We start from the raw sequence: 25,144 nt of genomic DNA on the forward strand, positions 1-25,144 counted from the left end.
GAAAATAAGGAGGGTATTTTATAATGTTTTCTAAAAAATTTACAGCGCTTACAAGCGTTTTTTTGATTTTTGCGATTGTAGTAGGCGGTATGCTTGGATTTTACGATGCCAGATTAGAAGCTGCAGTTACTCCAAAAAAGCAATCCATGGATAAGGTTAAGATTAAAAATAAAGAAGATCTGACATTTGATAAAGACGTTGTTAATATTTTGTTGGTCGGCTCTGATAATGGAGCTCAGGGATCTGAAGATGGTGATCATGGAAGATCTGACAGCATGATGGTTGCAACGATCAATTTTAAGACAAAAGAATTAAAATTAACATCATTTCTCCGTGATATGTATGTTGAGATTCCGGGACACGGAAGAAACAAATTAAACGCAGCTTATGCATTTGGTGGAGAAGAACTTCTATATCAGACACTTGCCCAAAACTTTAATATTAAAATTGATAAATTCTGTGTTGTGGATCTTTCTGCTTTTGAGAAAGTTATCAATCGCATTGGCGGTATTGAAATGACTCTTGAAAAAAGAGAAGCAGAATATCTTAATACAACCAACTATATTTCCAAGAAGAAATATCGTAATGTAAAACCTGGTAAGCAGACATTAAATGGATGTCAGGCATTGGGCTATGCAAGAGTCCGTCATGTATATTCTAAAAAATATGGAGATGAAGAATTCGGGAGAACTGGAAGACAACGTGCTGTTATGCAGGCAACTTTCCAGAAAATGTTAAAGCATAATCCTGCGGATCTTGTAACTATTGCTATTGATGCATTAGGCGATGTATCTACAGATATGGATTCTACTTATATTAAGAAACTTATTTTTTCCGTAGCCACTATGGGAACTACAGAGATTGATCAGCTTCGTGTGCCAATTGAGAATACTTATAAGACAGCCGTTGTTGGACATTATCCTCCTTGTGGTTTTGTATTTTTTGTAAACTTTAAAGCTAATCAGGAAGCATTAAAATACTTTATGTTTAATAAAGGAAAACGCCAAGATTTCGCGCAGAATTATGGTGGTGCAGATGCTGCAGAAACTTGCGGATATCCATCAAAATACGATTATAATCGTTCCAAAGGAGATTCTGGAAATATCTTTAATAGTTCCAATACAACAGAAGGTGAATAAAACAAACAAATTACTTATTGATAATTTTTCTCATTCTTTTCACTGCAATTAGCCTTGAGTAATTGATATTTGATGGTTTATAATGTACAAAGTTACCAAAGGAATAACATTTAAAATTATTCCTTTCGGATACAAGAAGTTAATGATAAATCATATAAATATTACAGGAGGATACAGACATGGATTTAACAAAAGTTTTATCAGTAGTAAAGAGCAAAAAGACAGGATTTTTTGCAGCAGGAGTTTTATTTGGTACAGCAGGTATTAAAGCATTATCAAGTAAAGATGCTAAAAAATTATATACAAATGCAACAGCTGCCGTTCTTCGTGCAAAAGAATGTGTTATGGATACAGTAACAACAGTTCAGGAAAATGCAGAAGATATTTATGAAGAAGCAAAGCAGATTAATGAAGACAGAGCTGCTGCAGAAGAAGAAATGGAAGCTTACGCTGAAGCTGATGATGAAGAAGCAACAGAAGAAGTTTCCGAAGATGCTTTTAAAGAAGTAGAAGAATAAGAAAAAATATTTAATACAAACACCTGCAGTTTATTTTCTGCAGGTGTTTTCAAAGAAGAAGGAGTTTATATGAAATTTACGATCAAACATGAGATCCGTGGCAGAATTCGTATTCATAACTGTCAGCGAACGATGAGTACTGATCAGGCAGATGAACTTCAATATTATCTGACAACAAAAGATTTTGTCACATCTGTCAAAATCTATGACCGCACGAACGATATCGTGATCTGTTATAGTACAGATCGTGAAAAGATTCTTAACACTTTAAAAAAATTTTACCATGGAATCATTACTGTTCCAGATAATTATCAAGAAAGTCAGAGCAGACAGCTAAACCAGTCTTATTGGGATAAGATTACAAGTAAGGTACTCTTCCATTATGGAAGTAAATTGTTTTTCCCATATCCATTAAGAGCCGGTATCACAGCTGTCAAATCTGTAAAATACATATATGAAGGAATACATACACTTGCACAAGGAAAAATTGAAGTTCCAGTGCTTGATGGTACTGCGATTGGTGTATCTATGCTAAGAAGGGATATCAATACCGCATCCTCTATCATGTTCTTACTTGGAATCGGTGAAATTCTTGAAGAGTGGACACATAAGAAATCTGTTGATGATCTTGCCAAGAGTATGTCATTAAATGTTGGGAAAGTATGGAAAGTCGATGGCGATCATGAAGTTTTAGTATCTTCTAATGAAATTCAGACAAATGATATTGTTCATGTTCAGATGGGAAATATGATTCCTTTTGATGGTGTTATCATTGAAGGAGAAGCTATGGTCAATCAGGCATCTTTAACTGGAGAATCTATTTCTGTCCGTAAAACAATAGATGGATATGTTTATGCAGGAACAGTTCTTGAAGAAGGAGACTTAAAAGTCTGTGTTAAAGAAGCTAACGGATCAGGTAAATTTGATAAGATCGTTACAATGATCGAAGAATCTGAGAAATTAAAATCATCTTTAGAAAGTAAGGCAGAACATCTTGCAGATCGTCTGGTTCCTTATACATTAGTTGGAACTGCCATCACATATTTGCTTACAAGAAATGCAACAAAAGCATTATCTGTATTGATGGTTGACTTTTCATGTGCCTTAAAACTGGCAATGCCAATTTCCGTTTTATCAGCAATCAAAGAGGCAAATGATCATAATATTGTTGTCAAAGGTGGAAAATACTTAGAGGCAATGGCAGAAGCTCAGACAATCGTATTTGATAAAACAGGTACTTTAACAAAAGCAGAGCCAACAGTTTTAGATATTGTTTCATTTAATGGTATGAAATGTCAGGAATTATTAAGAATTGCTGCATGCTTAGAAGAACATTTTCCTCATTCTATGGCCAAAGCTGTTGTTCAGGCAGCCAAAGATCGTAATCTTGTGCATGAAGAGTTGCATTCAAAAGTTGAATATATTGTAGCTCATGGAATTTCTTCTATGATCGAAGATAAGAAAGTCGTAATCGGAAGTTATCATTTTGTATTTGAGGATGAGCAATGTACGATTCCAGAGGAAAAACAAGAATTATTTAACAGTCTTCCAGAAGAATGTTCTCATCTGTATATGGCGATTGAACATAAGCTTGCAGGTGTGATCTGCATTGAAGACCCACTGCGTGAAGAAGCAAAAGATGTCATTAAGGCTTTAAAAGAAGCTGGTATTTCCAAGGTTGTCATGATGACAGGAGATAGTGAACGAACAGCAAGAGTTATCGCAGAAAAAGTTGGTGTAGATGAATATCATGCCGAAGTACTTCCGGAAGAAAAAGCTGCATTTGTTGAAGCTGAAAAAGCTGCAGGAAGAAAAGTTATCATGATCGGTGATGGAATCAATGATTCTCCGGCACTATCTGCAGCAAATGTTGGAGTTGCGATCAGTGATGGAGCTGAAATTGCACGAGAGATTGCTGATGTAACGATTGAAGCTGATCATTTACATGGTTTAGTAGCATTAAAACATATCAGTAATAGTTTGATGCATCGTATTCACAATAATTACCGCTTTATTGTTGGATTTAACGCAGGACTTATTGGTGCTGGTGTTTTAGGAATCTTACAGCCAACAACATCTGCATTGTTACATAATACATCAACCCTTTGTATTGGGCTTAGAAGCATGAAAAATCTGCTTCCAGAAGAAGAAACTGAATAATATCTGGATTTTATCCAAAAAGCATTCACGCCCTGTATTATAAGCAGGAACGGAATGCTTTTTATTTTTGTTAGTTTATGATATTATAAAATATAAAATGAGTAAATAAAAATAAACAGGAGATTTTTTATGGAACGAGACTTAACACATGGAAGTATTGGAAGAAATATTTTAAGATTTTCACTTCCATATTTTTTATCGTATTTTTTACAGACACTATATGGAATGGCAGATTTATTTATTATTGGACAGTTTGATTCTGTTTCTGGGACAACAGCTGTCTCTATTGGTAGTCAGGTAATGCATATGATCACCGTTATGATTGTTGGAATTGCAATGGGTACAACCGTTATGATTGGTAAATCAGTCGGAGCAAAGTTAAAAAAAGAAACATCAAAGATCATCGGAAATACGATTACTTTATTTTTAGGTATTTCCATCGTTTTAACATGTATTTTATTGTTTTTTGTAAATCCAATCGTAGATATTATGTCTACACCAACACAAGCTGTTGCAGGAACGAGAGCTTATCTTATGATCTGTTTTGCAGGAATCCCTTTAATTACAGCATATAATATCATAAGTTCTATTTTCAGAGGCCTTGGAGATTCCAAAAGTCCGATGTATTTTATTGCTGTTGCATGTTTTTTTAATATTATATTAGACTATATCTTTATTGGCATATTCCACCTTGGTGCTTCTGGAGCAGCACTTGGAACAACTCTTGCACAAACGATCAGCGTTGTTATCGCTTTATTAGCAATATTAAAAAAGAACACAGGTATTTCTGTTCACAAAGAGGATTTGAAACCACAGGCTCGAACTTTAAAGAATATTTTACAGATTGGAATTCCTATTTCACTTCAGGATGGATTTATCCAAATATCCTTTATTATCATAACGATCATTGCAAACCAAAGAGGTTTAAATGATGCTGCCGCTGTTGGAATTGTTGAGAAGATCATTAGTTTTGTATTTCTCGTTCCATCCTCTATGCTGTCTTGTGTATCTGCAATTTCTGCACAAAATATCGGAGCTGGAAAGGATGATCGTGCTTATAAAACATTACAGTATGCAACAATGATTGCTGTAAGTTTTGGACTAGTTGTCGCTGTTTGTATGCAGTTTATCTCTAATCCAGTTGTCGGAATTTTTACAAATGATGTGTTTGTTATCAAGATGGGAAGTCAATATATCAGAAGTTACATATGGGATTGTATGATTGCAGGAATTCATTTTAGTTTCAGTGGTTATTTCTGTGCTTATGGTAAATCAGGAATTTCATTTTTACATAATGTATTGTCCATTGTGCTGATCCGAATTCCAGGTGCATTTTTGGCTTCAAAATATTTTGCTAACACACTTTATCCAATGGGTTTTGCCGCACCATGTGGATCATTACTGTCCGTCATCATATGTATCTCTGCACTTTATTATTTTAAAAATATTAAAAAAGAAATAACCGTATAAATAAAGTACGAGATTGAAGTAAAACTTATGAACAGCATACTTTAATATGCTTTAACCATAAAATTTCATATTTATTATGGTTAAAACAATCAATTTTTGGTAAAATTGCATTAAGATATATTTATATAATACCAAAGAGATAATAAAAAATAGGAGTAACTTATTATGCCAGTATTTGATTTTAGTAACGATACAACCGGGAAACAAGAAGAAGCCGTTTGTACTTATACAACTTTTTCTTCTAACGAAGATCATGCAACAATTAAATGTCCAATCTTAATTCTTTCAAACAAACGAAAAGACTGGGCGCATCATTCCTGTGGTTTTTTTTCAAATCAGGACAAACAAACTGCCTTTGAATTTGAAGAAGAAGATGGGACGATCATTTCTGATATCTTACGAATTGATGCACGATTCGTAAGTTTGATCAAATGGCTTGGAGAAAATCATATTCATGTTCGTCTATCAGGAGAAAACACATCCGAAGGCTATTGTGTATATAAGATTCGTGAAATAGCTTTTGGAGGTGGTACAAAGTTATCAGCGGAAGATGGGTTCCTTCAGTTTATGATTGAACGTTTATTCCAAAGTGATGCACCTGAGGATAAACCATCTGATGAAAATCAAGATGAAATGGGTGATGATATGAAACTTACAAGTATTCAAAGTATTACCGATTTTATGACATGTGCAGGCCGTACTTTGCCAGATAACATCCGATTATGGGCCAGAAGAAACCTTGCTGTTGCACGTTCCCATGAAGTATCACAAGAAGAAAGAAGACATGCTCAGCGTGCATTATCAATCATGATGAATATTCAGTGGAAGAGTGATTATTTTAAAGCAATTGATCCAGATGAAGCCAGAAAGATTCTGGATGAAGAACTTTATGGTATGGAGCGTGTGAAACAAAGAATCATTGAAACGATCATTCAGATCAATCGTACACATACATTACCAGCATATGGATTATTATTAGTTGGTCCTGCTGGAACAGGAAAATCACAGATTGCATACGCTGTAGCCAGAATTTTAAAGCTTCCATGGACAACCCTTGATATGAGTTCTATCAATGATCCAGAACAGCTCACTGGAAGCTCAAGAATATATGCAAATGCGAAACCTGGAATCATTATGGATGCATTTTCCATGGCGGGAGAATCAAATCTTGTATTCATTATCAATGAGCTTGATAAAGCAAATTCAGGAAAAGGAAATGGGAACCCAGCCGATGTATTATTAACTTTACTTGACAATCTTGGATTTACAGACAATTATATGGAATGTATGATTCCAACTGTTGGTGTTTATCCAATTGCTACCGCAAATGAAAAAGATCAGATCAGTGCACCTTTGATGTCACGTTTTGCAGTCATTGATATTCCTGATTATACACCAGAAGAGAAGAAGGCTATTTTCTCGAGATTTGCACTCCCAAAGATTTTAAAACGTATGGGACTTAAAGAAGATGAATGTATCATGACAGATGAAGCCTTGGATACTGTAATTGAACTGTATTCAGAAACAACAGGAATCAGAGATCTTGAGCAGGCGGCAGAACATATTGCAGCGAATGCATTATATCAGATTGAAGTTCATCACGTATCCAGCGTAACATTTGATGGTAAAATGGTAAGAGAATTATTATTATAAAATCATAACAAGTGTTGGTATTTAAGAAGCCAATATTTGACGAAATATCAAAAATAATGATATAGTAAAAAATATCAGATATTATAAATATTAACATAATGAAACAATCAATGAAACAATCAAACGGAGGTCAAATTGCCATGGACATGGAAAAAATCTATTTAACTATGAAACGTACTGGAGCTGGAAACATTGTTCTTGGAATCTTATCCATTTGTGTTGGTCTTACATCAGGAATCATGCTGATCGTAACTGGTGCAAATTTATTAAAGAAAAAGAAGCACATTAGTTTTTAATTTTACAATTTGAATTTAATTAAGGGAACATTTAAAAATCAATTTAGATGTTCCCTTAATTTTTTATAGAAATTAGTGATTAAAAGATAGAAAGAATAGGTATATTTCCAAAGATTAATCTATACGCAAAATACCAATTTAAATTATAGATTAGAATAAAGAATTAAGAAGCCGGCATTTTACCGGCTTCTCTCGATATTTTTTATCTATTTGGATTCTTTTAAATCAGTTTCAAAATATTACTTATTTTACATAAATCCAATTGCTACTCCAATTAATCTTATGATCAATGCTGCAATCCATGCGATGATACATTGCCACAATGCAAGACCAACCGCCCATCTTGTTCCTAATTCACGTTTAACAGATGCAATTGCTGCAACACATGGAGAATACAGTAAACTAAATACTAATAAAGAACTTGCTGCCAACGGCGTGATCGCTGCTGTGATATTTCCATTAAATAAAACCCCTAATGTTGAAACAACGCTCTCCTTTGCCATAAATCCACTGAGCAAGGACGTTACAATTCTCCAGTCTCCTAATCCTAATGGTGATAATAAAGGAGCTATGAATCCAGCTACTATTGCTAAAATACTATGAGCAGAATCTTCTACCATATTTAACTGTAGATCAAATCTTTGTAAAAACCATACCACAATTGTTGCAACTAAGATCACGGAAAACGCTTTCTGTAAGAAATCTTTTGCTTTTTCCCATAATAACTGTACTACGTTCTTCGCTCCTGGAAGTCTGTAATTTGGTAATTCCATAACAAAAGGTACTGGTTCTCCTTTAAATAAAGTCCCATTATATAAAAATGCAATCAAAATGCCGATTACGATTCCTAATAAATATAATCCAGCCATAATAAATCCCCCACGTTTTGGGAAAAATGCACTGACAAAGAAAGAATATATCGGAAGTTTTGCAGTACAACTCATAAATGGTGTCAAAAGAATCGTCATCTTACGATCTCGTTCGCTCGTTAAAGTTCTTGTTGCCATAACCGCTGGAACGGTACATCCAAAACCAATCAGCATTGGAACAATACTTCGTCCAGATAATCCAATCTTTCGAAGCATTTTATCCATAACAAATGCAACTCTTGCTATGTATCCGCTATCTTCCATCAATGATAAGAAGAAAAATAATGTTACAATGATTGGCAAAAAGCTTAGTACACTTCCTACTCCAGTGAAAATTCCATCAATGATCAGACTATGAATCGCATGGTTGACATGAGCTGCAGTTAATGCCTGATCCGTAAGTCCTGAAAGCTTATCAATTCCTAATTCCAGGATTCCTTGAAGCCAGGCACCGATCACATTAAATGTCAAATAAAATACCAAAACCATGATTCCTATAAAACAAGGAATCGCTGTATATTTTCCTGTTAAAATACGATCAATCTTTTCACTTCGGATTCGTTCTTTACTTTCTTTTGGTTTCACAACCGTCTGCTCACATAAACGTTCAATAAAATCAAATCGCATATCTGCAATTGCTGCACTTCGATCCAAGTCACGTTCTGTTTCCATTTGTTTGACGATATGATCCAACATTTCCATTTCATTTTGATCAAGTTTTAATTGTTCTAAGATCAGATGATCCCCTTCAATCGCTTTTGTCGCTGCAAAACGAACCGGTATCTGTGCTTTTTCTGCATGATCTTCAATCAAATGAATTACGGCATGAATACAGCGATGTACAGCACCATCATGATCTTCTTTATCACAAAAATCTTGTCTTAATGGTTTTTCCTGATATTTTGCAATATGAAGTGCATGTTTTACAACTTCATCGACTCCTTCGTTCTTTGCTGCTGAAATCGGAATAACTGGAACACCAAGCAAGGATTCCATTTCGTTTACATTAATTGATCCTTGGTTTCCAAGCACTTCATCCATCATATTTAAAGCCACAACCATTGGTATATCCATTTCCAGTAATTGCATAGTAAGATATAAATTACGCTCAATATTTGTTGCATCCAAAATATTAATGATTGCCTTTGGTTTATTTTCTAATACAAAATTTCTGGAAACAATCTCTTCATTGCTGTAAGGCGACATGGAATAAATTCCCGGAAGATCTGTTACATTCGTTTCTGGATGTCCTTTGATCGATCCATCTTTTCGATCGACTGTAACACCTGGAAAGTTCCCAACATGTTGATTAGCCCCAGTTAACTGATTAAATAACGTTGTTTTGCCACAGTTTTGATTTCCAACTAAAGCATAAGTTAATGGTGTTCCATCTGGAAGTGGATGTTCATCTTCTTTAGAATGATATTTTCCCTCTTCGCCCAGACCAGGATGTTCAGAGGTTTTCATATATTCTGCACCTTTATGACTTCTGCTTCTTTTCACAATTGGATCAATTTCAATCTGGTCGGCTTCTTCTAAACGAAGTGTCAGTTCATATCCATGAATCTGCACTTCCATGGGATCCCCCATTGGTGCAAGTTTTATAACTGTGATTTCAACACCTGGGATCATTCCCATGTCAAGAAAATGCTGTCTTAGTGCACCATGGCTACCAACACTTTTGATCACTGCACTTTTACCGACTTTTAATTCTTTTAGTGTCATAGTTTCATATCCTTTATCTTTAATTGTTATAATTGATTAGATATTTCTAACCAGACATATTGTATCACACTTTTGATAATTTTTCTCAATTATTCTTTAATTTTAAATAAAAAATAGCGTAAAATCCACATGATCCATGCAAATACTACACTATTTTTTATAACAATATTGATTTTTATGAGATATATTATAAAATATCTTAGAATAATTTATAACAATCTTTGCTTTTTATTCAATTCCTGTTACTTTGTAATCTTTGTCTTCAATGGTCTGTGTTAAAACTTCGTCTGAAATTTCAGTTGTCATAGAAACAACAGCTGTTCCACTTTCATGGCTTACCACTGCTTCTGTAACACCATCAATTGACTCTAAAGCTTTCTTTACAGTAGCTTCGCAGTGTCCACACATCATTCCTTCGATTTTCATTGTTTTCTTCATTGTTATTTCCTCCTGTTTTGTTGTATTTTGAACTTGAATATTTTCAAGTACTACACTATTTTTAATTTTCTTATCCTTGCTGGCATCATGTATTTTAAAGAAGTTTAATCTTAATGCATTGGTAACAACACAGAAACTTGATAAACTCATTGCCGCTGCACCAAACATCGGATTTAGTTTCCATCCAAGTAACATATACCATGCCCCTGCGGCTAATGGAATTCCGATAATGTTATAGATAAATGCCCAGAATAAGTTTTCGTGAATATTCTTAAGTGTTGCACGACTTAAACGGATTGCTGCTGGTACATCGCTCAGACGGCTTTTCATTAAGACAACATCCGCTGCATCGATTGCAATATCGGTACCTGCTCCAATTGCAATCCCCATATCCGCTCTTGTAAGTGCCGGTGCATCATTGATTCCATCACCGACCATTGCAACTTTTCCTTTTTCTTTTAAGTCACGGATAACACTTTCTTTCCCTTCTGGCAAGACTCCTGCAATTACCTGATCAACGCCTGCTTGTTCACCAATAGCTTTGGCAGTACGTTCATTATCTCCAGTCAGCATAACAACACGGATTCCCATATTTTGAAGTTCTTTCACTGCCTGTGGGCTGTCTTCTTTGATCACGTCTGCAACGGCAATAATACCGATCAGCTGATTATCACATGCAAAGAATAATGGTGTTTTTCCCTGATTCGCCAGTTCTTCTGATTTCTTGATCATAGATGCTGAGATCATTGCATATTTTTCAATAAATCTTTGGTTACCACCATAGATCATTTCGTTCTCAATCTTTCCTGAAAGTCCATTTCCAGCAACTGCCTGGAAGTCTTTAATCTCAAAATTGTCATTAATCTGTGTTTCTTCTGCTTTCTGTAAGATCGCATGTGCAAGAGGATGCTCACTTTTTTTCTCTAAAGCATAGGCCATAGAGAGTAATTCCTCTTCACTGATACCATCTACAGGTACCATATCTGTAACTTGTGGTTTACCACTTGTGATCGTTCCTGTCTTATCTAGGACAACAATCTGTGTCTTTCCTGCTTCTTCTAAGGACACGGCTGTCTTAAACATAATTCCATGTTTGGCACCCATTCCGTTTCCAACCATGATCGCTACAGGTGTCGCAAGTCCTAAAGCACAAGGGCAGCTGATGACTAAGACAGAAATACCTCTTGCAAGTGCAAATCCAAAACTCTGTCCTACAAGCAGCCAGATAGCGATCGTAGCAAGTGCGATACAGATAACAGTTGGAACAAAAACTCCTGATACTTTATCTGCAACTTTTGCGATCGGTGCTTTAGTCGCAGCTGCATCACTGACCATCTGAATGATCTGTGAAAGTGTTGTATCTTCACCGACTCTTGTTGCCTCACATTTTAAATAACCAGATGTATTTAATGTTGCGGCGGATACAGCATTACCTTCTTTTTTATCCACTGGGATACTTTCTCCTGTTAAGGCAGATTCATTTAACGCACTATTTCCTTCAATGATAATACCATCTACTGGTATATTCTCTCCTGGTTTTACAACAAAAATATCTCCTTGCTTTACCTGTTCGATCGCGACTTCCATTTCCTGTCCATTTCGGATCACAACAGCTGTCTTTGGTGCCAGTTTCATAAGGCTCTTTAAGGCATCTGTTGTTTTACCTTTTGATCTTGCTTCTAACATCTTTCCAACTGTGATCAGTGTTAAGATCATAGCAGCAGATTCAAAATAGAATTCATGCATATATTTCATGACTGCATCCATGTTTTGATGCATCTGTGCGTCCGTCATGGCAAATAGAATATACACACTGTATCCATAAGAAGCGGCTGAACCTAACGCTACCAGAGTATCCATGTTCGGTGCTTTATGGAATAAACTCTTAAATCCGCTGATAAAGAACTTCTGGTTGATTACCATGATGATCGTTGTAAATAACAGTTGGATCAGTCCCATTGCTACATGATTTCCTTCTAGAATCTTAGGAATAGGCCAGTTCCACATCATGTGTCCCATTGACAGATACATTAACGGGATTAAAAAGCACAGAGATGCGATCAGACGTTTTCTTAAGACAGGGGTTTCTCTGTCTTTTAATAAATCTTCATCTGAAAAACTGCTTTGTGTCTGTGTTCCCTTCTTCTTTGCTCCATATCCGGCATCTTCAACTGCTTTGATGATTGCAGATGGATCTGCGGTTCCTTCGACACCCATTGAGTTTGTCAACAGGCTTACAGAGCAGGATGTTACTCCCTCGACACTGGAAACCGCTTTCTCCACGCGTGCACTGCAAGCAGCACAGCTCATGCCAGTCACTTGATATTGCTCCATGGTTTCCCTTCCTTTCATTTTATTAAATTGTTATTTCATTAGTTTTTGTAAAACTTTTACTAACTCATCGATCGTTTCGTCTTTGCCTTCTCTGATATCTTCAGCTACGCAGGTTCTGATATGATTGGCAAGAAGGACTTTATTGAAACTGTTTAAAGCTGCATTGACTGCAGATACCTGAACTAAGATGTCCGTGCAATAAGTATCGTTCTCTACCATCTTTTTTATTCCTCGAACTTGTCCTTCAATACGGCTTAGACGATTAATAAGGTCTTTATATTCTTTATCTGAACGTTCCTTTATCTTGTGATGACAATAACATTCTTTTTTTTCTTCCATATAGTTTCCTCCTTTACGATTGGTATTATATACCCTGCCTAGGTATATTACAAGAGGTTTCTTTGAGAAAAAGTTGCAATTATATCACAAATCCTACTTGACAGCTTACAAACCGTGCAGAAAAATATGAAAATATTGATTGATACAAATAATGAAAGTAGACTTTATTGTAACTCGTAATATCAAGGATTTTATCGAAAGTAAAGTACCAGCTATGAAACCTGAGGAACTATTAGAACGAATATAAAGAAAAAAGGAGGTATTCCACAAATGTGGTACCTCCTTTTCATTTGATATCTAGTCTTCTTTCTCAACCTTACGGTTTTCTCTATTTGCGATTTCTTCTTTAATTCCAGCTAAGAAATCATCTAACTTCATCTGTCCTTCGTCACCTTTGAATCGGCTTCTTACAGATACAGCCTCGTTTTCTTCTTCTTTTCCACCAACAACTAACATATATGGAATCTTCTGAAGCTGTGCTTCACGGATCTTATATCCCATCTTCTCAGCTCTTGTATCGATGTCTGCACGGATTCCTGCTGCCTTTAATGTATCAAGTACTTTTGTGGCATAATCTAAATGCTTGTCAGAGATAGGAATCACTTCAACCTGCACTGGAGCTAACCATGTAGGGAAAGCACCTGCAAAATGTTCGATCAAGATACCAATGAAACGTTCGATAGATCCGAATGCAACACGATGGATCATGATTGGACGATGTTTCTCTCCATCAGCTCCTGTGTAATGAAGATCGAATCGTAATGGAAGCTGGAAGTCAAGCTGAATGGTTCCACACTGCCATGTTCTTCCGATAGAATCCTCTAAATGGAAGTCAATCTTAGGCCCGTAGAAAGCTCCATCCCCTTCATTAACTACATAATCAAGTCCAAGATCATCTAAGGCTGCACGAAGTGATTCTGTTGCAAGTTCCCAATCTTCGTCACTTCCCATACTATCATCTGGGCGTGTAGAAAGCTCTACATGATATTTAAATCCAAATAAGCTGTAAACCTGATCGATCAGTGCTGCAACACCTTTGATCTCATCTTTGATCTGATCTGGTGTCATAAAGATATGTGCATCATCCTGTGTAAAGCAGCGAACACGCATTAATCCATGTAACTGACCAGATTTTTCATGACGATGTACTAAACCTAACTCACCCATTCTTAATGGAAGATCTCTGTAAGAACGTGGTTCTGATTCATATACAAGAACTCCACCTGGACAGTTCATAGGTTTGATCGCGAAATCCTGATCATCGATTACTGTTGTATACATATTTTCTTTGTAATGATCCCAGTGTCCTGATGTTTCCCATAAATGACGACTTAACATAATAGGTGTTGAGATTTCAACATATCCAGCCTTCTGATGGATTTCACGCCAATAATCTAATAATGTATTTTTAAGCACCATACCTTTTGGAAGGAAGAATGGGAATCCAGGTCCTTCTTCTCTCATCATAAACAGACCAAGTTCTTTTCCAAGTTTACGATGATCACGTTTTTTTGCTTCTTCCATCATTGTAAGATATGCATCTAATTCTGCTTTCTTTGTGAATGCAGTACCATAGATTCTTGTAAGCATCTGGTTATGCTCATCTCCACGCCAGTAAGCACCTGCAATACTTGTAAGTTTGAATGCTTTCACTGGTTTTGTAGTCATTAAGTGAGGTCCTGCACAAAGATCAACGAATTCTCCCTGCTGATAAAAGCTGATCACAGAATCTTCTGGAAGATCTTCAATCAGTTCTACTTTATAAGGTTCGTTTCTTTCTTTCATAAATGCGATTGCTTCATCTCTAGGTTTTGTAAAACATGTAATCTCAAGATTCTCTTTGACGATCTTCTTCATTTCTTTTTCAATTTTTTCAAGATCATCCTGTGTAAATGGAGTATCTTTCTCCATATCATAGTAGAAACCATTGTCGATAGAAGGTCCGATCGCAAGTTTTGTTTCTGGGTACAGACGTTTGACTGCCTGAGCTAAAATATGAGATGCTGTATGACGGAATGCATGTTTTCCTTCATCAGAATCAAATGTTAAGATATTTAATTCGCAATCTTTGTCAATGACAGTTCTAAGATCAACAACTTCTCCATCAACCTCTCCTGCACAGGCAACTCTTGCCAGTCCTTCACTAATATCTTTTGCGATATCAATGACAGACATATTGTTTTCATACTCTTTTACAGATCCATCTTTTAATGTAATCTTCATCTTCTTGTTCATCCTTTCTTGATATATAACGTTTTATTTATTCCATTGTCAATCTATTATGAAGCTATTCATAGAAAATTGATCATGGAAATAAAAAATCCCATGGACTAATAAAATCCATGGGACGAGTTATCGCGGTTCCACCCTGGTTATCTGTTTCATACCATGTGATAATAAATTCCAGAAACAGATCACTTAATCGACAGTTAACGGTGTCAACCGAGCTGGTTTACAGCTACTCCGAGGTGGTCTTCCTTTGTTTCTCTGCTTAGGATACTCACAGCTTATGTATCCCTCTCTGTAAGCCTTTCACAAAGTACTCTTCTCATCAACGTTTTGTTATTATCTTTTCATTTCTTGTAAATTATAGCATTGTGTTATTATAAAATCAATGAAAAAATAAAATTTTTTGAAACTTTATTTTGAAAATATTATAATTGATTCATTAATTGATAAGCATCATTTACTACTGCTGCTGCCCATTCTCCGCCAACGCAATAATGTTTATTCACATCCTCAGCAGAAGTTCCTGCATAATAACTACCTCCCGCTGTAAGATATTTCTCATGTAAAGTCTTAGCTGTCGTTAGTAATCCTTCTTCTTTTGTAGCTTTGTTAATTCCCTTTGCACTGTCAGAAGTTACGCCATATCCAGTAAGATTATTATCCTCTCTTGCACGTCTGCTTGTTCCCAATGCACTTTCATGTGCTGCAATTCCCATTAAAAAGACAGCATTAACATGATATTTTTCTTCCGCTTTTACATAGGCTTTCGCATCTGCATAAAGAGCCGTTCCTTTTAACATCTGTTTGGCATCATCTACTGTAATATGACTTAATAAACTTACATTATTCGGATTAAAATATCTTGTCTGATTTTCCTTTGAAATATCTTTCTTTAACTGCTTGATCTTTTTATTGATAGTAACAATCTTTTGCTGCATTGGCTTTACTGGAAGAATCTTTTCATTTTTTAAATACTGATTCAGATTAAAATTATCGTTCTTATCGAGTAAAGTTTCAAAATCTGGATGATTAATTCCAAATACATACTTTCCTGCAATTGTTTTTAATTGTTTATCTCCAAACAAATCTGCAAGTTCATAAAGATCATCTCTCATAGCTTCATCTTTTTTGGATATTTTCATTGCAGGAGTTATCTCCTGACCAAATAATGCAATTTCCGCTTTTGAATTTGCTGTGTATTTCTCATAAAATGTTTTGAGCGTTTCTTCTTTTTGGGCTTCAAGCTTCATCTGTTTGAAAATCTTAGCTTTTTCTTTTCTTAATTTTGCAATTTTTGCCTGCTTGGAAGAGATTCGACGTTCCATCGCCTGTGTACTGCTTTTGCTAATTACCTGAGTCGGCATTGGAACTACTTTTTCTTCATTGTCTGATTTCTTACCATTCTTATCTTTGGAAATTTTCTTCTTTGTTATTTTCGCTTTCTTTTTTCTAGATGTCTTCTTTTTTTCTGTTTTCGTTGTGGATTGTGTTGACATTTCTGTTGTTGTTTCTGTCTTCACTGTAGATTCCATTTCCTGTTGCGCTTTTGCTACTTGTGTATCATCTGCGTTAACTGGTATTACAGACATCGTCATAATTGCACACATAAATGCTGTCATAACCCTGCGTCTCATAATTGTTCCTCCTTATGTCTCTGCATTCTGCTTATGATACTTTCTATATTCTAATACTCAAATTTTCTCTGGTAATTTTTACCTTACTCCTTTTTTTATAAAAATTCAAGTACGCTTTCACGTACTTGCTATAAAATACTGTATTATGATTTTTCCTTCCATAAAAAGCAGTCTTTTTCATGGGAATAGATTACTCCAACTGCTTGAAGATAAGAATAGATGATCGTTGTTCCAACAAATTTCATTCCTCGTGTTTTTAAATCTTTTGATATCTTATCGGACAATTCTGAAGAGGTTTTTCCTGTTTCATAGATGACTTTGTGATCTGTAAATTGCCATAAATATTCTGAAAAACTTTTATATTCCTTTTGGATCTTAAGGAAAATCTGTGCGTTTGTAACTGCTGCTGCTATCTTTCTCTGATTTCTTATGATTCTTTCATTTTGTTTTAATTCTGCTTGTTTCTTTTCATCATATGTACTAACTTTATGTACATCAAAACCATCAAATGCTTCTCTAAATGCTTCTCGTTTATTTAGTACACATTCCCATGATAATCCTGCCTGAAAGGATTCTAAGATCAACATTTCAAATAACTTATGGTCATCATGGACAGGCATTCCCCACTCTTTATCATGATATTCAATATATGCTTGACTCTTCGGATTTGTCCAACAACATCTCTTTTTCCCATCTTTATATTTCATAAAAACTTTCTCCATGTATTCAATATTTTTTTCATATCTAGTCTATTATAATTGAAAATAAACTGCCAAGTTCGAATTTATCCCATACTTTCTTTTTATTTTACTTATCTTTTTGTTTCGTCTTACTTTGAAAATAGATAAATGAATCTGCTGCATCAAGGATATCAGAAAATTCCTTTCTTGGTGCGACCTCAATATATTTTTTTAATAATTCTTTTTCTTCTTTTTTGTATTTTCCATAAAATATATCAAACAAATTATGTCCACGAACGTATGTTCTGATTGCTTCCATATGTTCTTTCATATCCTGAGAAGATACAAAATCACGTCCCATAATCTGTATTAAATGAATCCCACTCTTGATCCTATGCAAGTATTCTCTCCATTTATCATATAAAATCTCATAAAAAGTATCTTCGGATTCTACAATCCCAAGCTTCGTCATGATCTTGGGATTTAAAAAGTAATTTTCAAAAGAATAATATTTTAAGATCAATACGTTTTTTCTTGTTACTTTAGGCAAATGATCGACATCGATAAGATTACGTTCATCATAATATTTACAAAGCTGCCTGCCAAGCATATCACGATCTTTCCCATCACTGTCACGAATCATTAAAAAGCGGTCTTTCATATATACCTGATTCATATATTTTAAATTGGCATAGGTTTTGATATTGGTACAACTGTTTGTCGTAAGGATTGCTACTCGATTTAATCTTCCATCTTCATCATAAATTTCTGAATAATAATGATTTAATAACAGCGGTAATCTGTATTTATCTTGCTTTCCTTCTACAATAAAAACGAAATCAACATTCATAAGATCAGATGCATTATATCCAAGATCATCGAGAACCGAACTAATGTTCGTTTTCTTTTTCGCAACTGAATAAGAATCTTCATCTAAAATAATCTGACATAGTTGTTTGCTGCTAAAATTTGCTAATAAATGTGGAGAATGTGTCGTAAAGATCACTTGATTCTTCTGTGCCAGCCGATATAGAATCTCACTGGCTGTCTTTTGTAGCTGTGGATGCAAAAACATTTCTGGTTCTTCTACCATAATGATCGATGGCAGACTGTTTTCATCCATCACATAAGCCTCCAGAAGAGAAAGCATATAAATGCTTTTCATTCCACGCCCAAGACGATCTACAGAAATCGATGTATCACGTTCTTTGTTATAAGCTTCTGCATTGATCTGAAGCATCTGATCTACATCATAATTCATAGAAAAAATGATATCTTCAAAACCACCATTTTTATGGAAACTTTCATTAATACGTTTCTCGAACTGATCGATATTCATCTCATATAGTTTATACTCAAACAGTTTTGCTGCTTCAAATGCATTTAGTTCCTGCGGGGTTTTCTGATTAATCAGGCCGATACATTGAAAACAATGTGTACACGGTTTGACTGAATCAAACATACAACAATTGGTACGCATGATCTTAAGCAGATTATCTTCCTGCAACATAAAAAGATCATCCTGAATCTGTTTTAAATTACGATTTGTTCCAATAAAATAAATCGTTGGGAAAATCTCTCTGATATATTTATTATGTTTCTTTTTTCCATCGTAAAAGCGTTGTTTACCTTCTTTATTAGCGATAAACGTAAATGTAATCTCTTCATTTTGATATGATGGAAGTTTGCTTTCAAAATCATTTTTCCAAAGATCGTATTTCTTATACTGACTTACTATGCCATTTTTATGAAAAATATGAAGATCTTCTTCTGTGAGCGATAATGTAAATCTAATCTCTATATTTTGCATAGTTTCGTTAAAATCATCCTCAGAAATTTCATAAGATCCTTCTACTGCACGCAATGCATGAAGAATGGATGACTTTCCAGTGTTATTCTTTCCAACAAGGATCAGAGCATTCTGGATATCTGATATTTCCATATGCCGGATTGATTTAAAGTTTTTGATTGATAAATATTTAATTTCCATACGATGCTCCTTTCTTTTGTGCTTTTTATTATCTCATTTTTTATGCTTAAAATCCAGTCGCAAACAAACAGATATTCAAAAATGTTACGATCAGCGCAATGGTAAACAATATGATTTTTAATCGTTTCGAATTTGCATATTTTCCCATAACCTTTTTCGAAGATGTCAGATAAATCTGCGTAAAAATCGTGATTGGAAGTTGAATTGCTAAAAACATTTGAGAATAGATCAGTCCATCAAATGGAGATTTGATCAGCAAAATGATCAGTACTGCTGGTACCATTGTGATCAAAACTCCCCTTTTTGTATCTTTATGATGAATATCATACGAATGATTAAAAATTCCAGAAAAAATAGTTCCGCCAGCCATTCCAGCTGTGATACTTGATGAGATTCCAGCCAATAATAATGCCAGTGCAAATATAATGGATGCTGCATTTCCGAGAAGTGGTGTTAACATAGAACCTGCGAGATGAATATCATCAATAGAATGACCATTTCCTTGATATAAGGTAGCTGCTGCCATTAAGATCATCGCACTATTAATTGCCCATCCAATGATCATAGAAAATAATGTGTCTTTAAATTCGTATTTTAACTGTTGTTCGATCACATTTTTATCTTTTAAATTCCATTTCCTACTCTGAATGATCTCTGAGTGTAAAAACAGATTATGTGGCATAACGACTGCTCCTAAGACACTCATAACTACTGGAAGTGAACCTTTTGGAACTTCTGGTTTTGCCCATCCGATCAATGCCTGTTTCCATTCGATATCCGAAATACAAATTTCAAATAAAAACGAAAATCCAATCAGAGATACAAATAAGATGATCAATTTCTCAATTCTGCTGTAAGCATTTGTAAACTGACACATCAACACGATTCCTAAAATGATAAACGTACCAATCTTTACTGGAATATGAAATAACATTTCCAAAGCCATTGCCCCGCCTAAAAGTTCTGCCATTGCTGTTGCGATCGATGCTGTAACTGCTGTTAATAAAATCGTATTTTTTAATCTTTTGTTGATATACAAACTTGTCGCTTCTGATAAGCATTTTCCAGTAACAATTCCTAAATGTGCTGCATTATGCTGTAAGATAACGAGCATGATCGTTGATAATGTGACCATCCATAATAATGTATATCCATAGCCAGAACCTGCAGCGATATTACTTGCCCAGTTTCCAGGATCGATAAATCCTACGGTAACTAGTAATCCTGGTCCAATATATCTTAAGAAGTTCATTGCCTCTTTTTTCGATGATCTGATAAATTGTGTCATAGATGTTCCTTTCTTTTTATTTTATTTTTAGTTAGTCCATATTAACTATCATTATACATAGAAGGAGAAAGTTTGCAAGCTTTGTGAAAAATTGATAGAATAAGTCATGTATAATATATATTTTACCCCTATTGAGTCGTGGAAAAATATATAAAACTAATAAGAAACAGGTGAATTTATGAAATCATTACCATATTATGATGATCTAACTGCAAGACAGACGATCAAATTACGTGAACTTATTAAAACACTTCCACCTTTTGCAAAAGAGTTTTTCCGTGCGATCGACTCTACTACACAAGTGAGAACTCGAATTGCTTATGCGTATGATCTGAGAGTATTCTTTCACTTTCTGATTGATGAAAATCCTGCATACAAAAATTATAAAGTCGTAGATTTTCAGGTAAGTGATCTCGATAAGATTGAATCCGTTGATCTGGAAGAATATATGGAATATCTAAAAGTATACGTTTCCGATGAGAACCATAAGCATATGCAAAATACAGAACAAGGTGTCTTTCGAAAGATGTCTGCACTTCGTTCTTTTTACGGATATTTTTACAAGCGCCAGCTGATTGAGAAGAATCCAACACTGCTTGTTGATATGCCAAAGATCCGTGAAAAGGAAATCATCAGGTTAGAAGCCGATGAAGTCGCTTCTTTGCTTGATTTTGTGGAACATGGCGGTGATCATTTAACAGGACAGAAACGTGCTTATTATGAAAAAACAAAAGAACGTGATCTTGCGATCATTACGCTTCTTCTTGGAACTGGAATCCGTGTGTCTGAATTAGTCGGATTGAATGTTGATGATGTTGACTTTCGTAATAATGGTCTTCATCTCATCCGAAAAGGACGAAAAGAAATGACAGTTTACTTTGGAAATGAAGTTGCGGATGCTTTGGAACAGTATATGAAAGGCAGCAGAAAACTTGTTATTCCAAAGGAAGGGCATGAAGATGCTTTGTTTTATTCTATGCAAAGACGACGCATTGGTGTGCAAGCGGTTCAGAATCTTGTGAAGAAATATGCGAAGGAAGTAACTCCGCTTAAAAAGATCACGCCTCATAAACTGCGTAGTACTTATGGTACGGCTTTATATCAGGAAACGGATGATATTTATCTTGTGGCGGAAGTTCTTGGACATTCTGATGTTAATACGACCAGAAAACATTATGCAGCAATGTCTGATACGAGACGTCGTCAGGCAGCAGGAAAAGTTGTGTTAAGAGAATCTGTTTCTCATGATTCTACAAATAATAATTCCAAAAATTTATAGAAAAAAGCAGAGATCATCTATACATCGATATCTCTGCTTTTTTCTATATTTTTTAAAAATCTATTGATTTTATATGCTATGTTCTTTATAATCAGAATGTTTGTAAAAACTAGAGAGGAATATTTATTATGCTTACATTTTTAATTGTTTGTCCAGCTGTTTTTCTAGCAGGATTAATTGATGCGATTGGCGGTGGCGGTGGATTGATTTCCCTGCCAATTTATCTTTTAGCCGGATTACCGCCCCATAGAGCAATTGCTACAAATAAATTAAGTTCTTCTATGGGAACATCTGCAGCAACAATTCGCTTTGCAAAAATGGGACATATTAATTTTAAGATTGCATTAAGTTGTTCTATCACTGCTATTTTAGGATCATTTTTGGGAGCTTCTTTATCAGTGTATACGAATGAACGAATCATTCAGATTTTTATTTTAATACTTCTCCCAATCTTATTTGTATACCTTCTATTTACAAAGAAAGATTTTGATTCTTTTGCACGTAAGATTTCTAAAACAACTTATATTGCAAGTATTTTATCTGCTTTTGTAATCGGTGTTTATGATGGATTTTATGGACCTGGAACCGGAACATTTTTATTACTTTGTCTAACACGTTTTGCCGGTCTTGATGTACTGACCGCTTCTGGTGTGACAAAGTTTATTAATCTTGTGACAAACTTAACTGCATTAGTTACTTTCTTATTTTACGGAAAGGTTTATTTACTGCTTGGATTTGTTGCTGGAATCTGTTCTATTCTTGGAAATTTGATTGGATCTGGAATGCTTACAAAGAATGCTGATAAAGTATTAAAACCTGCAATTCTTGGTGTTATTTGTATTTTCTTTGTACGTACAGTTACCTCGCTCTAAATTTAATTGTTCATTAATCTCTGTCTTTAATTGGGCAGGGATTTTTTCTTTTTATATAAATGAGGAATAAAATCATTGTTACTTCATTGCTATTTCTTATTAATTATAGTAAAATTGGGATAGTTTGATGCAATATAAATCGTATCAAAAATGAATGAAGATAAAGGAAGTGCAGAAAATGGAAACTATCGGAAGAAATGATGCATGTTGGTGTGGCAGTGGAAAGAAATACAAAAAGTGCCATTGCCAGTTTGATGAGAAGTTAAAGGAATTACAGCAGGAGGGACATTTTATTCCTTCTCATGATATGATCAAAACACCAGAACAAATTGAAAAAATCAAAGAAAGTGGAAAAATCAACATTGCAGTTTTAGATTATGTTGCTGAACATATCAAAGCAGGTATCACAACACAGCAGATTGATGATTGGGTATATGAACAAACTACCTCTCGTGGTGCGATTCCTGCTCCGCTGAATTATGAAGGTTTTCCAAAAAGTGTTTGTACTTCAGTCAATGATCAGGTATGCCATGGAATTCCATCTGAAGATGTTGTTTTACAGGAAGGTGATATTATCAATGTTGATGTATCTACTATTTATCACGGTTATTTTTCAGATTCTTCCAGAATGTTTTGTATTGGTGAAGTTTCAGAAGAAAAGAAAAAGTTAGTCGATGTTACAAAAGAATGTATTGAAATTGGACTTAAACATGTAAAACCTTGGGCTTTGCTTGGTGATATGGGACATGCTATTCATGAACATGCTCTTGAAAATGGATATACTGTTGTAAGAGAAATTGGAGGTCATGGTGTTGGATTGCAGTTCCACGAAGATCCTTTTGTAAGCTATGTCTCAGAGCCAGGAACAGGTATGGTTATGGCTCCTGGAATGATGTTTACAATCGAACCTATGGTAAATATGGGAACTGATGAATTTTATGTTGACGAAGTTGACGAATGGCAAATTTATACAGAAGATGGACAGCCTTCTGCACAATGGGAAGTTCAAGTTCTTGTTACAGAAGATGGTTACGAACTTATTGCGTACTAGATTTTATTGATCTTAACAAGAAAAAGAAAAGCACTTAAAAAACGAAGTGCTTTTCTTTTTTACTATTTTATCATCTTTATATAACTCCAAGCACTATAATATGTTTTCCCGGCATCCATCTTATATGCTCTAACTTTTACATAGTATGATTTGTTCTTATGAATATTGATATTCGTGGTAGACTTTCTTTTCCCTTTAATCTTCTTTATAACAGGTTTCTTAAATTGTTTTGATGTTGATATTTGAAGATTATATCCATCTGCCTTCTTATTTTGTTTCCATGAAATTTTACATCTTGTTTTTCTAGATTTCTTGCTATATTTAATTGATGGCACTTGCAGATATAAAAAATTTTTTGTAATACTCTTGATTCCTGTATTCTCAATAAAATCTACGGAATTCACAGCATATGCATAAACCCTATATCTATAGTTTTGTCCATTTCTTACCGCATTATCTGTGTATTTATTTTTCTTTAATATCTTTAAATCTTTCCATTTGTCCTTACCCGTTTTCCTCTGTATTCGATAACCATCTGCATTTTCAACTTTCTTCCACTGAATCTTAATTCCATTCATTGTATTTGTAATTTTTTCAATGCTTGGCGGATAGAGATACATTGGTAATTCAGGTCCTGGTTCAATGATATCTTCTGGGAAATTATATTCTTGATTATCTTTTCTAGTCACATTATTTGAATCTGCTGTTTTCTCTTTTGCTGATACATTATTCTGAGCAACTGTTATTAAATTCCCAGCAATAAATAAGGATATCATCAATATGAATCCTTTTTTTAAAATTGTTCTCATGATATTTTTCTCACTTTCTTCTTATTTATCATATCATGAAATTTATATAGATACTAGTAATTTACTCCTACAAACGAAAAAAAACATCCTTATCTATAAGAATGTTCGAATTTCATTATTAAATCTATATATAAAGGATATACCTTCAAAACAACATACAAGAACTATCTACATCTTTTACACTCTAGCCTTCTTTGGTTAAAGCCTCGACCGATTAGTAACAGTCAGCTCCATGCGTTACCACACTTCCACCTCTGCCCTATCTACCTCGTCGTCTTCAAGGGGTCTTACTACCTTTCGGTATGGGAAATCTTATCTTTAGGGGGGCTTCACGCTTAGATGCCTTCAGCGTTTATCCCTTCCAGACTTGG

Annotated in this window: 18 protein-coding genes, 1 rRNA gene and 1 other annotated feature; of the genes, 9 read left to right on the forward strand and 10 right to left on the reverse strand. The window is 34.8% G+C overall.

Translation table 11 applies throughout. The annotated features are described in order from the left end of the window. Nucleotides 1–23 precede the first annotated feature (23 nt). The 6 genes from KE503_RS12240 (at nucleotide 24) to KE503_RS12265 (ending at nucleotide 7,236) form a co-directional block, all read left to right on the forward strand. On the forward strand, nucleotides 24–1,139 hold the full coding sequence (locus KE503_RS12240) for an LCP family protein (protein WP_117945121.1): 1,116 nt from the start codon (nucleotides 24–26) through the stop codon (nucleotides 1,137–1,139). A gap of 179 nt (nucleotides 1,140–1,318) precedes the next feature. Next, entirely contained in the window at nucleotides 1,319–1,657 is a 339-nt protein-coding gene (locus KE503_RS12245; protein WP_212385395.1) for a DUF6110 family protein, read from the forward strand. 69 nt (nucleotides 1,658–1,726) lie between these two features. Beyond that, the gene (locus KE503_RS12250) at nucleotides 1,727–3,817 is read left to right on the forward strand and encodes a heavy metal translocating P-type ATPase (protein WP_212385396.1); all 2,091 of its coding nucleotides are present in this window, start codon (nucleotides 1,727–1,729) and stop codon (nucleotides 3,815–3,817) included. Nucleotides 3,818–3,946: 129 nt separating this feature from the next. Continuing rightward, the gene (locus KE503_RS12255; protein WP_022374538.1) at nucleotides 3,947–5,287 is read left to right on the forward strand and encodes an MATE family efflux transporter; all 1,341 of its coding nucleotides are present in this window, start codon (nucleotides 3,947–3,949) and stop codon (nucleotides 5,285–5,287) included. A gap of 165 nt (nucleotides 5,288–5,452) precedes the next feature. Continuing rightward, nucleotides 5,453–6,940, forward strand: a complete 1,488-nt coding sequence (locus KE503_RS12260; protein WP_055198088.1) for an AAA family ATPase — start codon at nucleotides 5,453–5,455, stop codon at nucleotides 6,938–6,940. 140 nt (nucleotides 6,941–7,080) lie between these two features. Next, on the forward strand, nucleotides 7,081–7,236 hold the full coding sequence (locus KE503_RS12265) for a hypothetical protein (RefSeq protein ID WP_022374536.1): 156 nt from the start codon (nucleotides 7,081–7,083) through the stop codon (nucleotides 7,234–7,236). 248 nt (nucleotides 7,237–7,484) lie between these two features. On the opposite strand, the gene feoB is transcribed toward KE503_RS12265, so the two are convergent. The 8 genes from feoB to KE503_RS12305 all read right to left on the reverse strand — a co-directional run bounded on the left by feoB (nucleotide 7,485) and on the right by KE503_RS12305 (nucleotide 20,762). Further along, entirely contained in the window at nucleotides 7,485–9,830 is a 2,346-nt protein-coding gene (gene feoB, locus KE503_RS12270) for a ferrous iron transport protein B (protein ID WP_055198090.1), read from the reverse strand. A 228-nt stretch (nucleotides 9,831–10,058) separates the two neighbouring features. After that, nucleotides 10,059–12,602 carry a heavy metal translocating P-type ATPase gene (locus KE503_RS12275; RefSeq protein ID WP_212385397.1) on the reverse strand — a complete coding sequence of 848 codons (2,544 nt, stop codon included), beginning with the start codon at nucleotides 12,600–12,602 and terminating at the stop codon, nucleotides 10,059–10,061. A 30-nt stretch (nucleotides 12,603–12,632) separates the two neighbouring features. Beyond that, nucleotides 12,633–12,941 (reverse strand): metal-sensing transcriptional repressor, encoded by a 309-nt coding sequence (locus KE503_RS12280; protein ID WP_212385398.1) that lies wholly within the window; start codon nucleotides 12,939–12,941, stop codon nucleotides 12,633–12,635. Nucleotides 12,942–13,238: 297 nt separating this feature from the next. Beyond that, nucleotides 13,239–15,164 (reverse strand): threonine--tRNA ligase, encoded by a 1,926-nt coding sequence (thrS, locus tag KE503_RS12285; RefSeq protein WP_055198093.1) that lies wholly within the window; start codon nucleotides 15,162–15,164, stop codon nucleotides 13,239–13,241. A gap of 117 nt (nucleotides 15,165–15,281) precedes the next feature. Next, nucleotides 15,282–15,505 (reverse strand) — a binding site (T-box leader). A 90-nt stretch (nucleotides 15,506–15,595) separates the two neighbouring features. Further along, nucleotides 15,596–16,804, reverse strand: coding sequence for a glucosaminidase domain-containing protein (locus KE503_RS12290; protein ID WP_212385399.1), 1,209 nt, complete (start codon nucleotides 16,802–16,804; stop codon nucleotides 15,596–15,598). A gap of 143 nt (nucleotides 16,805–16,947) precedes the next feature. After that, nucleotides 16,948–17,511: a DNA-3-methyladenine glycosylase I gene (locus KE503_RS12295; protein WP_022374530.1), complete on the reverse strand. Its 564-nt coding sequence runs from the start codon at nucleotides 17,509–17,511 to the stop codon at nucleotides 16,948–16,950. Nucleotides 17,512–17,611: 100 nt separating this feature from the next. Further along, the gene (locus KE503_RS12300; protein WP_212385400.1) at nucleotides 17,612–19,474 is read right to left on the reverse strand and encodes an ATP-dependent nuclease; all 1,863 of its coding nucleotides are present in this window, start codon (nucleotides 19,472–19,474) and stop codon (nucleotides 17,612–17,614) included. Nucleotides 19,475–19,520: 46 nt separating this feature from the next. After that, the gene (locus KE503_RS12305) at nucleotides 19,521–20,762 is read right to left on the reverse strand and encodes an Nramp family divalent metal transporter (protein WP_055198097.1); all 1,242 of its coding nucleotides are present in this window, start codon (nucleotides 20,760–20,762) and stop codon (nucleotides 19,521–19,523) included. Nucleotides 20,763–20,940: 178 nt separating this feature from the next. Between KE503_RS12305 and KE503_RS12310 the strand changes: the two genes are divergently transcribed. The 3 genes from KE503_RS12310 to KE503_RS12320 all read left to right on the forward strand — a co-directional run bounded on the left by KE503_RS12310 (nucleotide 20,941) and on the right by KE503_RS12320 (nucleotide 23,964). Beyond that, nucleotides 20,941–22,041, forward strand: coding sequence for a tyrosine-type recombinase/integrase (locus KE503_RS12310; protein ID WP_055198099.1), 1,101 nt, complete (start codon nucleotides 20,941–20,943; stop codon nucleotides 22,039–22,041). 128 nt (nucleotides 22,042–22,169) lie between these two features. Then, nucleotides 22,170–22,913 (forward strand): sulfite exporter TauE/SafE family protein, encoded by a 744-nt coding sequence (locus KE503_RS12315; RefSeq protein WP_022374526.1) that lies wholly within the window; start codon nucleotides 22,170–22,172, stop codon nucleotides 22,911–22,913. Between the two features lie 178 nt (nucleotides 22,914–23,091). Further along, nucleotides 23,092–23,964, forward strand: a complete 873-nt coding sequence (locus KE503_RS12320; RefSeq protein WP_055198100.1) for a methionyl aminopeptidase — start codon at nucleotides 23,092–23,094, stop codon at nucleotides 23,962–23,964. A gap of 62 nt (nucleotides 23,965–24,026) precedes the next feature. Here KE503_RS12320 and KE503_RS12325 read toward each other — a convergent pair whose 3' ends face one another. Further along, on the reverse strand, nucleotides 24,027–24,773 hold the full coding sequence (locus KE503_RS12325; RefSeq protein ID WP_055198102.1) for a hypothetical protein: 747 nt from the start codon (nucleotides 24,771–24,773) through the stop codon (nucleotides 24,027–24,029). Between the two features lie 194 nt (nucleotides 24,774–24,967). Continuing rightward, nucleotides 24,968–25,144: ribosomal RNA gene (locus KE503_RS12330) — 23S ribosomal RNA — on the reverse strand; the annotation flags it as partial.

This window comes from Anaerostipes sp. Marseille-Q3525 (assembly GCF_018223505.1).
GTDB classification, from domain to species: domain Bacteria; phylum Bacillota; class Clostridia; order Lachnospirales; family Lachnospiraceae; genus Anaerostipes; species Anaerostipes amylophilus.

Excerpts from the sequence above, each read along its gene's own strand:
- KE503_RS12240 (WP_117945121.1), top strand. The coding sequence starts at position 24 with ATGTTTTCTAAAAAATTTACAGCGCTTACAAGCGTTTTTTTGATTTTT.
- KE503_RS12245 (WP_212385395.1), top strand. The coding sequence starts at position 1,319 with ATGGATTTAACAAAAGTTTTATCAGTAGTAAAGAGCAAAAAGACAGGA.
- KE503_RS12250 (WP_212385396.1), top strand. The coding sequence starts at position 1,727 with ATGAAATTTACGATCAAACATGAGATCCGTGGCAGAATTCGTATTCAT.
- KE503_RS12255 (WP_022374538.1), top strand. The coding sequence starts at position 3,947 with ATGGAACGAGACTTAACACATGGAAGTATTGGAAGAAATATTTTAAGA.
- KE503_RS12260 (WP_055198088.1), top strand. The coding sequence starts at position 5,453 with ATGCCAGTATTTGATTTTAGTAACGATACAACCGGGAAACAAGAAGAA.
- KE503_RS12265 (WP_022374536.1), top strand. The coding sequence starts at position 7,081 with ATGGACATGGAAAAAATCTATTTAACTATGAAACGTACTGGAGCTGGA.
- feoB (WP_055198090.1), bottom strand. The coding sequence starts at position 9,830 with ATGACACTAAAAGAATTAAAAGTCGGTAAAAGTGCAGTGATCAAAAGT.
- KE503_RS12275 (WP_212385397.1), bottom strand. The coding sequence starts at position 12,602 with ATGGAGCAATATCAAGTGACTGGCATGAGCTGTGCTGCTTGCAGTGCA.
- KE503_RS12280 (WP_212385398.1), bottom strand. The coding sequence starts at position 12,941 with ATGGAAGAAAAAAAAGAATGTTATTGTCATCACAAGATAAAGGAACGT.
- thrS (WP_055198093.1), bottom strand. The coding sequence starts at position 15,164 with ATGAAGATTACATTAAAAGATGGATCTGTAAAAGAGTATGAAAACAAT.
- KE503_RS12290 (WP_212385399.1), bottom strand. The coding sequence starts at position 16,804 with ATGAGACGCAGGGTTATGACAGCATTTATGTGTGCAATTATGACGATG.
- KE503_RS12295 (WP_022374530.1), bottom strand. The coding sequence starts at position 17,511 with ATGAAATATAAAGATGGGAAAAAGAGATGTTGTTGGACAAATCCGAAG.
- KE503_RS12300 (WP_212385400.1), bottom strand. The coding sequence starts at position 19,474 with ATGGAAATTAAATATTTATCAATCAAAAACTTTAAATCAATCCGGCAT.
- KE503_RS12305 (WP_055198097.1), bottom strand. The coding sequence starts at position 20,762 with ATGACACAATTTATCAGATCATCGAAAAAAGAGGCAATGAACTTCTTA.
- KE503_RS12310 (WP_055198099.1), top strand. The coding sequence starts at position 20,941 with ATGAAATCATTACCATATTATGATGATCTAACTGCAAGACAGACGATC.
- KE503_RS12315 (WP_022374526.1), top strand. The coding sequence starts at position 22,170 with ATGCTTACATTTTTAATTGTTTGTCCAGCTGTTTTTCTAGCAGGATTA.
- KE503_RS12320 (WP_055198100.1), top strand. The coding sequence starts at position 23,092 with ATGGAAACTATCGGAAGAAATGATGCATGTTGGTGTGGCAGTGGAAAG.
- KE503_RS12325 (WP_055198102.1), bottom strand. The coding sequence starts at position 24,773 with ATGAGAACAATTTTAAAAAAAGGATTCATATTGATGATATCCTTATTT.